This window comes from Pseudomonas sp. BIGb0381 (assembly GCF_024809815.1).
In the GTDB taxonomy this organism is placed as follows: Bacteria; Pseudomonadota; Gammaproteobacteria; order Pseudomonadales; family Pseudomonadaceae; genus Aquipseudomonas.
In genome coordinates this window covers 522,473-536,357 of sequence record NZ_JANUEN010000002.1, presented here as the reverse complement: position 1 = coordinate 536,357, position 13,885 = coordinate 522,473, and the positions used below count along the sequence as shown (strand labels likewise).

General features: G+C 60.4%; 17 protein-coding genes and 1 pseudogene. 5 read left to right on the top strand and 13 right to left on the bottom strand.

Annotated elements, in window-relative coordinates; all coding sequences use genetic code 11:
- Window positions 1–133: 133 nt before the first annotated feature.
- Complete coding sequence (atzF, locus tag M2397_RS08810; RefSeq protein WP_259242663.1) at window positions 134–1,930, top strand: allophanate hydrolase; 1,797 nt, start codon at window positions 134–136, stop codon at window positions 1,928–1,930.
- A 2-nt stretch (window positions 1,931–1,932) separates the two neighbouring features.
- Complete coding sequence (locus tag M2397_RS08805) at window positions 1,933–2,625, top strand: GntR family transcriptional regulator (protein ID WP_259242662.1); 693 nt, start codon at window positions 1,933–1,935, stop codon at window positions 2,623–2,625.
- Between the two features lie 61 nt (window positions 2,626–2,686).
- Here the strand turns inward: M2397_RS08805 and dapA are convergent, their stop codons facing one another.
- The 7 genes from dapA to M2397_RS08770 form a co-directional block, all read right to left on the bottom strand.
- Window positions 2,687–3,550 (bottom strand): 4-hydroxy-tetrahydrodipicolinate synthase, encoded by an 864-nt coding sequence (gene dapA / locus M2397_RS08800; RefSeq protein ID WP_259242661.1) that lies wholly within the window; start codon window positions 3,548–3,550, stop codon window positions 2,687–2,689.
- Window positions 3,551–3,830: 280 nt separating this feature from the next.
- The gene (locus M2397_RS08795) at window positions 3,831–4,808 is read right to left on the bottom strand and encodes an alpha/beta hydrolase (protein ID WP_259242659.1); all 978 of its coding nucleotides are present in this window, start codon (window positions 4,806–4,808) and stop codon (window positions 3,831–3,833) included.
- An 89-nt stretch (window positions 4,809–4,897) separates the two neighbouring features.
- On the bottom strand, window positions 4,898–5,377 hold the full coding sequence (locus M2397_RS08790) for a VOC family protein (protein ID WP_131696124.1): 480 nt from the start codon (window positions 5,375–5,377) through the stop codon (window positions 4,898–4,900).
- Window positions 5,378–5,411: 34 nt separating this feature from the next.
- The gene (locus M2397_RS08785) at window positions 5,412–5,804 is read right to left on the bottom strand and encodes an ester cyclase (RefSeq protein ID WP_259242658.1); all 393 of its coding nucleotides are present in this window, start codon (window positions 5,802–5,804) and stop codon (window positions 5,412–5,414) included.
- 9 nt (window positions 5,805–5,813) lie between these two features.
- Window positions 5,814–6,434, bottom strand: a complete 621-nt coding sequence (locus M2397_RS08780; RefSeq protein ID WP_131696126.1) for a LysE family translocator — start codon at window positions 6,432–6,434, stop codon at window positions 5,814–5,816.
- A gap of 303 nt (window positions 6,435–6,737) precedes the next feature.
- Entirely contained in the window at window positions 6,738–7,421 is a 684-nt protein-coding gene (locus M2397_RS08775) for an HAD hydrolase-like protein (protein WP_259242657.1), read from the bottom strand.
- A gap of 100 nt (window positions 7,422–7,521) precedes the next feature.
- Window positions 7,522–8,013 carry a heme-binding protein gene (locus M2397_RS08770; protein WP_184742416.1) on the bottom strand — a complete coding sequence of 164 codons (492 nt, stop codon included), beginning with the start codon at window positions 8,011–8,013 and terminating at the stop codon, window positions 7,522–7,524.
- 110 nt (window positions 8,014–8,123) lie between these two features.
- Here M2397_RS08770 and M2397_RS08765 point away from each other — a divergent pair, with 110 nt between their 5' ends.
- Window positions 8,124–9,005: a LysR family transcriptional regulator gene (locus tag M2397_RS08765; RefSeq protein WP_259242656.1), complete on the top strand. Its 882-nt coding sequence runs from the start codon at window positions 8,124–8,126 to the stop codon at window positions 9,003–9,005.
- A gap of 208 nt (window positions 9,006–9,213) precedes the next feature.
- Here the strand turns inward: M2397_RS08765 and M2397_RS08760 are convergent, their stop codons facing one another.
- From M2397_RS08760 to M2397_RS08735, 6 genes and pseudogenes are all read right to left on the bottom strand, one after another.
- Window positions 9,214–9,792: a hypothetical protein gene (locus M2397_RS08760; RefSeq protein ID WP_053129475.1), complete on the bottom strand. Its 579-nt coding sequence runs from the start codon at window positions 9,790–9,792 to the stop codon at window positions 9,214–9,216.
- A 10-nt stretch (window positions 9,793–9,802) separates the two neighbouring features.
- Window positions 9,803–10,240: a DUF3592 domain-containing protein gene (locus M2397_RS08755; RefSeq protein WP_167656736.1), complete on the bottom strand. Its 438-nt coding sequence runs from the start codon at window positions 10,238–10,240 to the stop codon at window positions 9,803–9,805.
- Window positions 10,241–10,348: 108 nt separating this feature from the next.
- A pseudogene (locus tag M2397_RS08750) lies at window positions 10,349–10,426 on the bottom strand (hypothetical protein); the annotation flags it as partial.
- Window positions 10,427–10,552: 126 nt separating this feature from the next.
- Window positions 10,553–11,137: a hypothetical protein gene (locus M2397_RS08745; RefSeq protein ID WP_259242655.1), complete on the bottom strand. Its 585-nt coding sequence runs from the start codon at window positions 11,135–11,137 to the stop codon at window positions 10,553–10,555.
- A gap of 74 nt (window positions 11,138–11,211) precedes the next feature.
- Window positions 11,212–11,367, bottom strand: a complete 156-nt coding sequence (locus M2397_RS08740) for a hypothetical protein (RefSeq protein ID WP_259242654.1) — start codon at window positions 11,365–11,367, stop codon at window positions 11,212–11,214.
- On the bottom strand, window positions 11,364–12,317 hold the full coding sequence (locus M2397_RS08735; RefSeq protein ID WP_259242653.1) for a LysR family transcriptional regulator: 954 nt from the start codon (window positions 12,315–12,317) through the stop codon (window positions 11,364–11,366). Before M2397_RS08735 ends, M2397_RS08740 begins: the two co-directional genes overlap by 4 nt.
- Before the next feature lie 137 nt (window positions 12,318–12,454).
- Between M2397_RS08735 and M2397_RS08730 the strand changes: the two genes are divergently transcribed.
- Both M2397_RS08730 and M2397_RS08725 read left to right on the top strand, forming a co-directional pair.
- Window positions 12,455–12,865: a RidA family protein gene (locus tag M2397_RS08730; protein ID WP_145337737.1), complete on the top strand. Its 411-nt coding sequence runs from the start codon at window positions 12,455–12,457 to the stop codon at window positions 12,863–12,865.
- A gap of 110 nt (window positions 12,866–12,975) precedes the next feature.
- Window positions 12,976–13,845 carry a GyrI-like domain-containing protein gene (locus tag M2397_RS08725; protein ID WP_259242652.1) on the top strand — a complete coding sequence of 290 codons (870 nt, stop codon included), beginning with the start codon at window positions 12,976–12,978 and terminating at the stop codon, window positions 13,843–13,845.
- Window positions 13,846–13,885: the final 40 nt, after the last annotated feature.

Below are 13,885 nucleotides of genomic sequence, written 5' to 3'. Positions count from 1 at the left end.
GCGCATGGGCGATGCCCGGGTGCGCCATCTACGCGCACGTTTTGCGGCGATACCCGCGTAATCATTGGCAGAGTGACCTGGCGTGGGCTTTGCTTTAGAGAAATCCAAACTTGGATACAAGATGGAGTTTCCCATGCACAACGTTTTTGGCTGGACCCTCGGTGAATGGCAGGCCGCTTACCGCAGCGGCGCGATCACCCCGGATATTCTGCTCACGGTGGCCACCCAATACCCCGCCGAGGACACCGCCTGGATCGCCCGCGCTCAACCGCAGGCATTGGCCGGGCAACTGGCACAGTTGAGCGAACGGCTGGCAGCGCTGGGCGGCGATATGACCAAGCTGCCGTTGTATGGCGTGCCGTTTGCGATCAAGGACAACATCGATGCGGCCGGCTGGGACACCACTGCCGCCTGCCCCGAATTTGCCTACCGGGCGACGCAGGATGCCTCGGTCGTGCAGAAGCTGCGCGCAGCCGGCGCGATCCTGATGGGCAAGACCAACCTCGATCAGTTCGCCACCGGCCTGGTGGGCACGCGCTCCCCGTATGGTGCGGTGGGCAACAGTTTTGATGGGGATTACGTCAGCGGCGGCTCCAGCTCCGGCTCTGCGTCGGTGGTCGCCCGTGGGCTGGTGGCGTTTTCCCTGGGCACCGACACGGCGGGCTCCGGGCGTGTACCGGCGGGGTTCAACAATATCGTCGGCTTGAAACCGACCAAGGGACGGTTGTCCAATACCGGCCTGGTGCCGGCTTGCCGTACGGTGGATTGTGTCTCGGTGTTTGCGCTGACCGTGGAAGACGCCGAGACCGTGGCGCACGTCGCGGCGGGATATGACCCCAGCGATGCCTATTCCCGCGCCAATCCCAACACGGCGCCGGTGGCGGTGGGCGCTTCGATCAAGCTGGCCATCCCGCAGGCCCTGGAGTTTTTCGGCGATACCCAGAACCAGGCCGTGTTCGAACACGCGGTCGAACACTTCAAGGCGCTGGGCGCGGTGATCACCCCGGTGGATTTCACTGCGTTCAAGGAACTGGCGGACCAGTTGTACTTTGGCCCTTGGGTCGCTGAACGTACCGTGGCCCTGGAAAGCATGCTGGAAAACCAGCCCGAGGCAATCAACCCGGTGGTGCGCGGCATTGTCGAAAATGGCCGCCAGTACAGCGCCTGCGATGCCTACAAAGCCGAATACCTGCGGGCCGAACTGAGCCGGCGCATCAATGACAGCCTGGCTGGTTTCGATGCCTTGCTGGTGCCGACTTCGCCAACCCTGCGCACCCTGGCCGAGATGGCTGAAGAACCGGTGCGCTACAACTCGCAGTTCGGCTACTACACCAACTTCACCAACCTGGCCGACCTCTCGGCCCTGGCGCTGCCGGCCGGTTTGCGCGCCGATGGCTTGCCCAGCGGCATCACCCTGCTCGCACCGGCCTGGCATGACACGGCGCTGGCGCACTTGGGCAAGCGCTGGCAAGCCAGCCTGGAGCTGCCTTTGGGCGCCACCCAGCGCTCTCTGCCGGCACCGTCCGCACCCGCCCAATCGCCCGGCTGCGTGCGCGTGGCGGTGGTGGGCGCGCACCTCACCGGCATGCCGCTCAACGTGCAGCTCACCCGCCGCAACGCGGTGCTGGTGGAGCAAACCCTGACGGCCGACACATACCGTCTGTACGCGCTGCCGGGCACCGTGCCGCCCAAGCCCGGGCTGGCCAAGGCGGACAGCGGTCGGGCGATCATCGTCGAGCTGTGGGACATACCCCTCGCACGCTTCGGCGAGTTCGTCGCCGAGATCCCCGCGCCGCTGGGAATCGGCAACCTGCTGCTGGCGGATGGGCGCAGCGTCAAAGGCTTCATCTGCGAGCCATGGGCGCTGGCCGATGCCCTCGATATCACCGAGTTCGGTGGCTGGCGCGCCTTTATTGCGAGTCGCGGTTAAGGATGCGGGCCAAGACACGCCCCGACAGCCTGGCCGAGCAGATCTACGCACAGCTCAAGGCGGATATCTTCGACTTCCGCCTGCTGCCAGGTGATCGCTTCAGCGAAGGCGAGGTGGCCGAACGCATGCACGCCAGCCGCACGCCGGTGCGTCAGGCACTGTATCGCTTGGAGCGGGAAGGGTATCTGGAGGTGTATTTCCGCAGTGGCTGGCAGGTGAAACCGTTCGATTTCGCCTACTTCGAAGAACTCTACGACGTGCGCATCGTGTTGGAACTGGCCGCCGTCAGCCGGTTATGTGCGATGGACGAACCGAACCCGATGCTGCACGCGTTGCAGGCCACCTGGCATGTGCAGGAGGACGAGCGCCTGCGGGACGCCCAGGTCGTATCGGCGCTGGATGAGCGTTTTCATTGCGCGTTGGTGGAAGCCACCGGTAACCGTGAAATGGCGCGCATGCACTACGCGCTCACGGAGCAGATCCGCATCATCCGGCGGCTCGACTTTACCCAGGCGCCCCGTATTGCGGCGACGTACGAAGAGCATGGGCAAATACTCGCGGCCATCGTGCAACGGCAGGGTGAACAGGCGCAGCACCTGCTGAAGCGGCATATCGAACTGAGCAAGCAGGCGGTGCGCGAGATCACGTTGCACAGGTTGCATATGGCCCGGCAAGTGGGGGGGCAGACTTCCTGATGCCCTGAGCTTCTGTGGTGAGCGGGCTTGCCCCGCGCGAGGCAAGCTCGCTCACCACAGGTTACTGGGCGTGGCGTGAAAGCCGTTGCAGTTTTGCGATGACCGCCTCGGTTGCCCGCTGCATCGGCGCCCGCAACTCACTGTCGATCAACCCCTCCAGCGCCAGCGCGGCTTTCACTGGCGCGGGGTTGGGCTGCATGAACAGCGTGTTGATCAACGGCGCCAGGCCAAGGAACGTCGCCCGCGCCTCAGCCAACTGGTTATCCCGTACCTGTTGCCACAGCGCCACAAACTGTTCGGTGCACACATGGGCCGACGCGGCAATCGCGCCGCTGGCGCCCAGGCACAGCGCATTGAAGATCTGCAGATCCTCGCCACACAACACATCCGCCTCACCGCTGGCCAACAGCGCCAGGGTATTGCCCAGGTTGCCGCCGCAGTCCTTGATCGCCACGATCCGCGGGTGCGCAACGATGTTCAGCAAGGTGGCCTGCTCGAAGGTCACGCCGGTGCGGTAGGGAATGTCGTAGAGAATGATCGGCACGCTGGACGCATCGGCCACCGTGCGAAAGAACGCTTCAAGACCGGCCTGGGAAGGGCGGATGTAACTCGGCGCCGGCACCAGCAAACCCGCCAGCGGGCGCTTGAGGATCTCGGCCTGGAATTGCAGCAGCTCAATCTGGTTGTTGCCCGCCAGGCCCATCACCACACGGTGGGACGGCACTTGTTGCAATACCGCATCCAGCACAGCCAGCTGTTCCTGGCGGCTGAGCGATGCGGCTTCGCCGGTGGTGGTGCACACCATGATCCCGGCCACGCGCTTGTCCAGCAGGTGGCTGACCAGGCGGTGCAGACCGACAAAGTCGATGGCGCCATCCTGGAACGGCGTGACCACGGGAACCCAGATACCTTGAAACGATGACATGCACTTCTCCTGATGATTGACCGCTTGAGTCACCGTCAGAAGGGCATGGGCAATTGTGCAAGGGGGAGGGAGTCCGCGCTCAATGTCCTGTCAGCTCATCTGACGGGACAGCGCGCCCCGGTCACATGAGCGACTGTTTCTTCGATTTGAGGGCGTGCGCAACGCAACCTTGCGCCTTGGCAATCAAGCCAATGACGGAAAGGTTAACGACTGAGGTTGCGGACATAAACTGACACACCCTGAATGAGGCCTCCATCTTCAGGGGGGGTCAGTAAATGTGTCAAGGGCGTTGCAGGTGTTCACGCACAAATGCGCGGATTTCCTGTGCAAGCTCTGCATCTTCCGGCGCGCCCATGAAACCGCCATGGGGCATCGCTTCGAACACGTGCAACTGCGCCGGCACCCGTGCCTGGCGCAAGGCCCGGTGCAGGCGCACGGTGTTGGACAGGAACAGATCCCGCGTGCCGCTTTGCAGGAAGGTGGGCGGGAAGCCCCGGCTGAAATCGCCGAACAGCGGCGACAGGTACGGGTGGGCCAGGTCCGCGTCGGCGGCATACAGCAGGTTGGTGCCCATCAGCGGGTTGGGCAGCACCACGTCTACCGTGCGGTTGACATGAAAACTGTCGCCCGATTCGGTCAGGTCCACCTCCGGCGACAACAACACCAGCGCCGCCGGCAGGGGCAACCCTTCGTCGCGGGCACGCAATACCAGGGCCGCTGCGAGGTTGCCGCCGGCCGAGCGGCCACCGATCACGATACGGTCCGGGGCGTGATGCTTGAGCACATGGCGGTAGGTGGCCATGCAGTCATCCAGTGCCGCCGGGTAGGGATGATCGGGTGGCATGCGGTAGTCCACGCCGTAGCAGACCATGTTGTGCAGGTCGGCCTGCCTCCCGGCCGCGACGCGGCAGTTTTCGCCACCGCCGAATACCAGGGCACCGCCATGCAGGTCGATGTAGGCGCCGCCCGTGTGATCCGACGGCGTCGCCACGTGCACGGTCGCGTTTTCTACGCGCAGGGTATGCAGGCTCGCGTGCAGTGAGGCCGCCTGGCCGGCGGTGGTTGCGGCGAAGTGCTCGGCAACGGTGGCCTGCATGCGGCGCCAGCCGTCGTGGTCGTCGGGCGCCGGCATGACGTGCAGAGCGTTCAACGGTACGCCATCCTCACCCACCATGCGCTTGAGCATCGCCTGGGCTTCGGGGCTGATCGAAGAGGGCACCGGAATGGTCCGTGGGCTGATACGCACGCCGTCGCTCATGGTCGGTTACTCGAGGGTGTCGATGTGTGTATCGAAGTGGAAAACGTCATTCTTGTCTGTGCTCGCTTCGTAGACGTAGGCGTAGGCGGTCAGCCCTTTATCGCGGCTTCTATCGCCGCAATGTCGATTTTGGTCATGGTCATCATCGCGTCGAATGCACGCTTGGCAATGGCCGGATCAGCGTGTGCCACCGCATCCGTCAACACCCGAGGCGTGATCTGCCACGATAACCCCCACTTATCCTTGCACCAACCGCAGGCACTGGCCTGGCCGCCGTTGTCGATAATGGCGTTCCAGTAGCGATCGGTTTCGGCCTGGTCGTCGGTGGCCACCTGGAAGGAAAACGCTTCGCTGTGGGGGAATATCGGGCCGCCATTGAGGCCGATACACGGGATGCCCAAGACGCTGAACTCGACGGTCAATACGTCGCCCTTTTTACCCGAAGGATAATCCCCCGGTGCCAGGTGCACGGCGTTCACCGCACTGTCGGGGAAGGTCTTGGCGTAGAAGTTGGCAGCCTCCTCGGCGGTGCCGTTGTACCAGAGGCAGAGGGTGGTTTTGCTTTTCATGATCGGGCTCCACGTGAGAATGGGTGCGTGGAGTCTAGACGGCCAACTGCTGTTCGATCGCCGCCTTGTCGATGACCGACCAGACCTGCGCGATTTTCCCGTCGACGAACGTGTAGAAAATGTTCTCCGAGAACGCCACCTGGCGACCATTGATAGGCAACCCGAAAAACTCGCCCCTGGGCGTGACATTGAAGTTCAGCCGGCTGGCGACGGTGGGCGGGTCGGCGATCAGCAACTGGATGTGGAACCGCAGGTCGGGGATCTCGCGAAAGTCGCGCTCCAGCATGGCGCGATAGCCCTCCAGGCCGACCACCTTGGCGTTGTAGCTCACGTCCGGGTGGACGAAGTCGCCTAGTCGGTTCCAATCCTGTTGGTTGAGGCAGTCGATGTAGCCGAGGTACAGGTCGGAGAGTTCGTTGCGGGTCATGTTTTTTCCTCAAGCCCTGCGCGCGGTCAACAACACCGTCGCCGCCGCCGACAACAATCCCGCGCAGCAGCGATTGAATAGGCGTTTGCCACGCGGCTCGGCAAACCAGCGACGCATGTGCAGACCCATATAGGCATAGGCGCTGATGGCGATCCATTCCAACACCAGGAACATCGCGCCCAGCAGGGCGAATTGCGGGGTGATGGGTTGGCCTGGCACCACGAACTGCGGAAGGAACGCGGTGAAGATTAGAATCGCCTTCGGGTTGCCTGCCGCCACCAGAAACTCCTGCCGCGCCAGTGCCCACAGGCTTACCTTGGCGGTTACCGATTCCGCTTCCGCCTGGGGATTCGCGCGCCACAGCTGAAACGCCAGATACAACAGATACGCCGCGCCCAGGATCTTGATCGCGTAGAACAGCAGTTCCGAGGTTTGCAACACCACCGCCAACCCCGCAGAGGCGAGGGCGATCATGCCGGCGAAGGCCAGCAGGCGGCCGATGCCGGCCAGGCATGAAGTGCGATAGCCATAGCGGGTGGAGTTGCTCACGGATAGCAGGTTGTTGGGGCCGGGCGCCATGTTCAGGGCGAAGCAGGCGGGGAGGAAGAGGGCTAGGGTGGCGAGGTCCATGGCGACTCCGATTTTGGACGGACGGGGAGCGTCGAGGATAAGGGGAGTGGGGGTGGCTGGACAATGCGCGTCCGCAGTCCGGCAACCATGGTGCCTACCGAGGCCAGGCGCGCTGTGGCGATCGACGACTGAAGTGGAATCCCCAGCCAGATCATCACTGGGACCGTTAAAAACACACTTCGACCCAAAGGCCTTGGATTTTTATACGTTCTGTGGCGCGACTGCACCGTCCCCAACGTAGAGGACCTCACTACGAACCTTTAAAGAGTTTTGACTGCGCTGCCTGCAATTAGCAGGCGACGTTCAATGCACAGGCAAGCCAACGACGACGAGAATGTCACTGAATTTTATGAGGTTAACGGCTTTGCAATCGTCGGGCAGAGATCCATAGCCCCAACTGGCAAAGGCAAACGGAATTCCATACGCACGGGCAGCTTCAAAATCGTTCCAGTTGTCTCCGATCATTATCTTGGAAAGCTTTTCATAATCGGCCAACGCCACCACTGTACTTAGGTGTCTAGGGTCAGGCTTCTTAAAGGACACGCTATCCCCACCACAAACCACATCCATAAATCTCAACAGGTCGGTTTGCTTGAGAATATCGATGGCAATCAATTCGTTTTTATTCGTACAAACCGATATTTTCCATCCCGCGTCTCGCAACGCGCTGAGGGTTTCAATTACCCCCTCATAGGGTTTTGTCATGAGGTGGTCAGTATGTTCGTAGCGCGAGATGAAGGTATCGATCGCTTCTTCCATATCATTCACGCCCCGCAAGCAGAACGCCCGCCTGGCAAATGAACGCATTCCGTCGCCGAGGAATAATGAAGTTGTTGCGACTAAAACTGGCTCAAGATTCCGCTCGATAAGAATAGTGTTCAGTTGCGCTGTCATGTCGCCCGCAGAGTCGACGAGAGTGCCATCAAGGTCAAAAATGATTGCGTCAGTCCCAATCGGCTGAGTAATTTTCAGGTCATTTATCGACATATATTTTTACTCATGTTTTGCAGGGCTCTGGCTATGGCTTTTTTTGCTACGCATCAGCACATACACCGCAGCGGATGCGAGTAGCGAGATCAGAAAGCGTTTATTTGAATGCAGCTAGCCCGGCCTGAGCGATCTCTTCATCGTGCTGGGGTGTGTCCGCGGATACGCCTACGGCCCCAACGGTGTGCCCGTTGACGACGATCGGAAAACCGCCACGCATCAGCACAAAGCCCTGGGCGGTGATGGCGGCAGGTCGGGTGCCGTTGATAGCGTCTTCTAACGCACCGCTGGGACGGCGGAATAGAGCGGCTGTGCGTGCTTTCCCGGGGGCCAGTTCAACGCCTGCTGGCACAGCGGCGTTGTCCATGCGAGCCAGGAGAATGGGCAGACCAGCACTATCGACAACTGAGATCACGCATGGCCACCCAGCCGTTTGCGCCTTCGTTTGCGCTGCCGTGAGGATCTGTTGAGCGGCGGCAAGCGTCAGAACTGGCTGGTTGGGCAAATCTAATGCTGCGGCTGCTGGCAAGGAAACAAGTGTGAGGGATCCAGCAAGGCCAACAGCGACTGCGATGTGGGGGAGACGGAACATGGTGAACTCCTAGGAAAGTGAGTCCATGATTGAAACAGGGGAGACAATTCAGAACAATAAAGCCTATTAGTCATATAATTCAGAAAAACTGAATATGGGAGTCAAGTGACATGGACATTCGTCATCTTCGCTCCTTCGTCACAGTTGCGGAAAATCTACATTTTTCACGCTCAGCTGAGCAACTGGGCGTGTCTGCCCCAACGCTCACTGCGCAGATCCAGGAAGTCGAGAGCTTGTTAGAAGCCAGGCTTTTTAATAGAACAAAGAGGTCTGTCGCTTTGACGCCGGCTGGGGAAGCGTTTCTGACAGAAGCCCGCTCAACCCTTGAACAATTTGAGAGGGCTATTAATGTGGGCCAACGTGCAGGCCGAGGCCAGGTTGGTCGAGTGGAAATCGGCTACGTGGGTTCAGCCGCCTTTTTCGGGGTACTCCAAGACCAAGTCCAGCGCTTTCGCAGTCAGTGGCCAGACGTCATGGTGAACACCAAGGAACTCCCTACCGAACAGCTCACGGCACTTCTTGAGGATGGGCGGATTGATGTAGCCTTTGTCCGCATGCCCGTACAGCTACCTGATGCAATCTCCAGCCGTATTTTGGCGCGAGACCGCTTCTGCCTGGCGTTGCCAGCTGACCATATCCTGGCAAAGACAGATGATGACATTCGCCCGAGCGCGCTTGCGAGCGAGTTGTTTGTGCTACCTGAACAAGCGTCAGGGTTGCGTGAGGTGGCCAAGCGCGGGAGATTCGATCCATATATTGGTTCGGTTCCCGGAAGTCTGGTCGCAGTACTGACACAGGTGGGACTGGGCGTGGGTATAGCGGTCATTCCCAACGTTCTGATTCAAACTATCCAACTGCCGAATGTTGTCTTTAGGGCGATAGCTGGGCCTCCCATTTTTTCAGAGGTGGGGGCTTTGTTTCGCCGCCATGAGAGGCTGCCGATTGTGTGCAACCTCATTAGCCAGATACTTGAGACCGATGAACGCTTGTAAATAGGCGATCCATCTGCGGACTGCACGCAAAGAAATGCTGTGAGGGAAGTTTCACCGTGACCTGTATGGCGAGCAATAGACCTTTTCAGTGCTCCGACCACGAGATGGTGACTGACATCAGCGAATGCTGCGGCAGTTTCGGGCCGTTTACTGCCCATCCGCAGCCTTGCTCTAACCTGGCGAGTCGCACGCCCGCGAGGGCTGATGATCAGAACAGCCCGCCCAAGGAAATCGTCGCGCCGCCCCCAGCCTGCAGTCCAACGTTAAGGCCCGCGGCGACGATCACGCCTTTGGCTGAGCGCAGCAGGCGCGTCGTGCTGTCGTGGGGCAGGAGCAGGTTGCCCATAGGCGTCAGTGTGGCGGCGGCCATGGCCAGCAGCTTGGGGTCCAGACCGAACAGCATGGCCGAGCCGCTGGCCCCGCCGACCAGGCCCACGCCCGCTTCAATGAACACACAAGCGCCTTGGAAGTCCTCCCGGGTCAGACCGCGGGCAGCGATCGAGTCTGCAACCAGCACTTGGCCAAACGCCGGAAAGTCTTCGCTTGCGCCAGCGGCCCCGACGCTCTTGCCGCGCACGTGCAAGTTGACCTTGCCGAAACGTGGCAGGCGCGCGCCGATGCCCATGCCGACCCCGACCGAGCCATAACGAAACTGCTGGTCGACTCCCTTGGGGTCGGTCAGTGTCAATGCACCGCCAGCGGCGGCCGCGAATACTACGGTCAAGCCGCCGCTGCTGGCTGTCTTGTAGCGCCAGTCACTGACAGTGACGGGTAATGGGATTTGCATTTGAATATCCTTATAGGTGCCGCGCTATCTGGCGCCGACGAATCCACGCGGCCACATGGTAGCCGCCGCCTGCGATAAACACGATTGCGAACAGACCCGTCAGTAGGCTCGCGCCCCATAGCGCACCACGGTCTTCAATGATTGCGGTACTGGAGGGGGCATCGGCGCGGTAAAACACCGTCACTGAGTCGCCCACCGCGTAGCCGAATATAAACCCGCTCTCGGGGTAGCTGACCGCCTTGCCTACGGCGTCGGTAAAATCAATTTGTGGGTGGCTGCCGCCCGCGTTCAGGGCGCTGACATGCCCTTCGGCGCGTTGCGCCTGGGCCAGAAAGCTCAGCCGGTCTTCGACCAGCCATAGGGTGAGGTAGAGCAGGCACAGGCCCAGCGGGATGAATATCAGTGCGCGGGGCAGATCGCCGCGCCCGGGAGAGGGTCTCTTGGTCATGGCAGGTCCCTTGCGTCATGCATAAACGGCGGCTATTACAATCAACCGGTGGGACGCTGTCAATCGGCCGGGCAAGAACTGCGCCTGACCCCGTCCAGCGTTCATGTGCGGTAAAGCCGCTGCACCGGGCTCTACAAACAGATAGCCGATCTTGCCGTTGGCAGTAACCCGATTGTTGTGGGCAATTTTCAAGGTATGCCTCCAAAACCGGGAAAGGAAAAATCTGATCGGATAGCGGCCGGGGCAGGGACATTAATCGGGGGAGGGGTTGATTGGACAGGTTTTGCAGAAGCCCCTCACCCCGCCGCAGAGTCAGAAGCTCTCAAGACGCACGTGGATTCCCGCTCGTCCAGCCAGCTCGATAACGTCTTCGAGCCGATCCGCGTCAACAATGAAGCCGTCGTAATTTTCACCTCCGGAGTCCAGGTGAAGAAACCGTTTACCGAACTGGGCCAGCCACTGATCAAAGTTATCTAGAACCTGTGGCATGGATGAAGCGTCTTCCCTTACATAGGCGTAGGGCGCCTTCAAGCCACTGGCGCTGACCAAAAAGGGGGCTTGATACTCAAACACGTCATAGCCCTTCCAATCCAGGCTAAGGAGAACGAGGTTTTCAAGTTTTTGTCCCCTTGAGTCATTCAGGAAGCCTTCCGTGAGGGCACTGCAGGGGTCATCTCCCATCGCGTATCTGCGCATAACGCGGCGGACAAGTCTGGCGCCTTCTTTTTCCGCAGTGGTCGCCACCAGCGCCTGGGCGAAGGCTTCGAGGGCTTTTTTCTGGTTAGGGTCGCTGCGCTCGGGTCGCAGCTCTTTCATGATTGCTGAAGCGCTGAGGTTGGTTTCCTCGGGAGGAGGCATGGTAAAGCGTCCACCAAACAACCGATCCAAAATGCCCATGTCTGTCCCTGTATGAGTGTGAGGAAAACCATTGAGTTACGTGCAACTGTCGTTCAACAACTGTCCAGGGACGATCAAGTCAAGGGCGCTGGGGTCACGGTGTACCAGCCCGGTGGGGTTTTGGCACACAGCGGCGTTTCAACGGTGATGTCGGCCTGGGTGGAAAGTTGGCGGACGGCAATCACGCAGCCGGCCTTGAACGTACTGAGTTTTATCACTTGAAGCTTCATTTGGTGGCCGCAACCATACTATGAAGGGGATGTACTCGCCCACTGACAGGCGCATGCACGGCCATCAACTCAGCCACCCATTCGATAAACACGCGCAGCTTGAGGCTGATATGCCGGTTTGGCGGAAAGGCCACGTAAAGCGGCATCGGATCGAGGGTCCAGTCTTCGAACAAGGGCACTAATTCACCCCGGTCCGCGAAGGCTTTTGACATGTACGTGGGCAGCCACAACACCCCAAGACCGGCCAGGCCGGCGGCGAGGTAGGCGTTGCCGTCGTCGACCGCCAGGGCGTAGCGGCCCTTGATCTGGAGAGTTTCAAGGTGCTTGCGCATCGCATAGGGCAAGGGCTTGCCGGTGCGGGCCCACAGGAAACCGACGATACGGTGGTTGGAGTCTTCCAGTTCCTGTGGGTGAGCGGGCGTACCTACGCGTGCCAGGTAGCTCGGCGCCGCAAAAACGCCGAGGGGAAGGTCGCCTACCCGGCGCGCCATCAGGGATTGATCGGTGAGTTCGCCGCCGCGCACCACACAATCGACGTTCTCATCGATCATGTCGACGATGCGGTCGCTGACGCCCATATCGATCTGGATATCCGGGTACCGGGCGTAAAATGCAGGCAATGCGGGCACGAGGATCATGCTCGCCAGCGGGCTTGGCACATCCACGCGCAGGCGGCCCCTGGGTAGGGTCGCCGCGCCGGACAGGCTGGTCTCGGCGTCGTCCATGTCAGCCAGCAGTTGCAGCACGCGTTCGTAGTACACGGCGCCGTCGGCCGTGACGTTGACTTTGCGCGTGGTGCGGTTAAGCAATTTGACCCGCAGGCGCGCCTCCAACTGCTGCACCAGTTGCGTCACGGTAGTCTTGCTCATGTGCAGGGTCTCGGCGGCCTTGGTGAAGCTGCCGGCTTCCACCACGCGAGCAAATGCCTGCATTGCATCAAAACGGTCCATAACGGCCTCGGCGATCGATTGTTTGGGTTTCACAAACAGTGCTGGCTAAGGTTGCTGGTTTATCGCCCTGGCACAAGCCCCTAGAGTCTGCCCATCGTTAATTGCGGGTCAATTTCGACCCTTTGATGGAGGCATCCATGACGCAGCGTAATGTGGTTTTTCCGCCTGGACGCCAGGCGCTGTATGAGCGCAATCGCTATTCACCGGCCATCAAGTCCAATGGCTTTTTATTCGTCTCGGGCCAGGTCGGCAGCCATGAGGACGGCTCGCCCGAACCCGACCTGGAGGATCAGGTCCGTCTGGCGTTCAACAACCTGAATGCGATCCTGGGCGCTGCCGGTTGCACCTTTGACGATGTGATTGACGTGACGGTGTTTATCGTCGATCCCGAATCCAGGTTTGAGACGATCTGGAAGGTGGTGCCGGAGTTCTGGGGCGAAGCGCCACACCCGACGCTGACTGGCGTAGGGGTTACGTGGCTGTATGGGTACCAGTTTGAGATCAAGGTGATTGCCAAGCTTCCAGACCCGGGCCCCGCGAGCACTTAAGGGGCCGACGAGGTCCGCACTGGCACACACACCTCAGCAAGTACGGCTAGGCGCAGGCATGTCGGTATAGTTGATCCTATGGTCCAGCGCATATCCCGGAGCTACCAACAGTGTCTGACTTGCCAGGCAACGCCGCCTACACAAAGCGCTTCGACGCTGTACTCGCCTATATCGACGCGAATCTTGAAGGTGACTTGTCGGTGAAAACGCTGAGCCAGGTGGCGCACTTTTCGGAGTTTCACTTCCATCGGCAATTCACCGCGTTCGTGGGCATGCCGGTTGCACGCTATGTGCAACTGATGCGTCTGCGACGTGCGGCGCATGGCTTGTCTTCCGGCGCTGATTATTCGGTGCTGGAGGCGGCGTTGGGTGCGGGTTTCGAAAGTCCCGAGGCCTTTTCCAGGGCGTTCAGGCGGGCGTTCGGCATGGCGCCGAGTGCATTCAGAAAACGACCGAATTGGCAGGTCTGGCGTGCGGTGTTCAGCGTCCCTCATTTTTCCAGGAGCATCATCATGCAGGTACGAATTGTGGAGTTTCATTCAGTCAGGGTTGCAGCCTTCGAGCACCGCGGCGACCCGGGGCTCGTGGATGAAAGCGTGCAGACATTCATCGCGTGGCGCATGCAGAGCGGACAGTCGCCGGTGGCTTCGAGTCGCAGCTTTGGTATTCCTTTCGGCAATCCTGATACGACCCCGGCCGACGAGTTCCGGTTTGCCATTTGCGGCGAGATTGACGAGGTGCTGGCAGCGAATGAGTTCGGCATCACTGAACGCGTCATCCCGGGCGGGCGCTGTGTAGTGGTGCGTCATGTGGGTTCGCCGGATCACATCGCAGAGTCGATCTATCCGATCTATCGCGACTGGCTCCCTGGCAGCGGCGAGGAACTTCGAGACCAGCCCTTGTTTTTCGAGTACCTGAGCATCTCCCCCGAGACACCGCAGGATCAATGGCAGACCGATATTTATGTGCCGTTGCAGTAGCGGCGCTCGCCAGCCTGCGGGAGCGCAATTGCGCTTCCAC

What these genes read in the sequence shown, in the direction of transcription:
- atzF (WP_259242663.1), top strand. Translation starts at nt 134, where the DNA reads ATGCACAACGTTTTTGGCTGGACCCTCGGTGAATGGCAGGCCGCTTAC.
- M2397_RS08805 (WP_259242662.1), top strand. Translation starts at nt 1,933, where the DNA reads ATGCGGGCCAAGACACGCCCCGACAGCCTGGCCGAGCAGATCTACGCA.
- dapA (WP_259242661.1), bottom strand. Translation starts at nt 3,550, where the DNA reads ATGTCATCGTTTCAAGGTATCTGGGTTCCCGTGGTCACGCCGTTCCAG.
- M2397_RS08795 (WP_259242659.1), bottom strand. Translation starts at nt 4,808, where the DNA reads ATGAGCGACGGCGTGCGTATCAGCCCACGGACCATTCCGGTGCCCTCT.
- M2397_RS08790 (WP_131696124.1), bottom strand. Translation starts at nt 5,377, where the DNA reads ATGAAAAGCAAAACCACCCTCTGCCTCTGGTACAACGGCACCGCCGAG.
- M2397_RS08785 (WP_259242658.1), bottom strand. Translation starts at nt 5,804, where the DNA reads ATGACCCGCAACGAACTCTCCGACCTGTACCTCGGCTACATCGACTGC.
- M2397_RS08780 (WP_131696126.1), bottom strand. Translation starts at nt 6,434, where the DNA reads ATGGACCTCGCCACCCTAGCCCTCTTCCTCCCCGCCTGCTTCGCCCTG.
- M2397_RS08775 (WP_259242657.1), bottom strand. Translation starts at nt 7,421, where the DNA reads ATGTCGATAAATGACCTGAAAATTACTCAGCCGATTGGGACTGACGCA.
- M2397_RS08770 (WP_184742416.1), bottom strand. Translation starts at nt 8,013, where the DNA reads ATGTTCCGTCTCCCCCACATCGCAGTCGCTGTTGGCCTTGCTGGATCC.
- M2397_RS08765 (WP_259242656.1), top strand. Translation starts at nt 8,124, where the DNA reads ATGGACATTCGTCATCTTCGCTCCTTCGTCACAGTTGCGGAAAATCTA.
- M2397_RS08760 (WP_053129475.1), bottom strand. Translation starts at nt 9,792, where the DNA reads ATGCAAATCCCATTACCCGTCACTGTCAGTGACTGGCGCTACAAGACA.
- M2397_RS08755 (WP_167656736.1), bottom strand. Translation starts at nt 10,240, where the DNA reads ATGACCAAGAGACCCTCTCCCGGGCGCGGCGATCTGCCCCGCGCACTG.
- M2397_RS08745 (WP_259242655.1), bottom strand. Translation starts at nt 11,137, where the DNA reads ATGGGCATTTTGGATCGGTTGTTTGGTGGACGCTTTACCATGCCTCCT.
- M2397_RS08740 (WP_259242654.1), bottom strand. Translation starts at nt 11,367, where the DNA reads ATGAAGCTTCAAGTGATAAAACTCAGTACGTTCAAGGCCGGCTGCGTG.
- M2397_RS08735 (WP_259242653.1), bottom strand. Translation starts at nt 12,317, where the DNA reads ATGGACCGTTTTGATGCAATGCAGGCATTTGCTCGCGTGGTGGAAGCC.
- M2397_RS08730 (WP_145337737.1), top strand. Translation starts at nt 12,455, where the DNA reads ATGACGCAGCGTAATGTGGTTTTTCCGCCTGGACGCCAGGCGCTGTAT.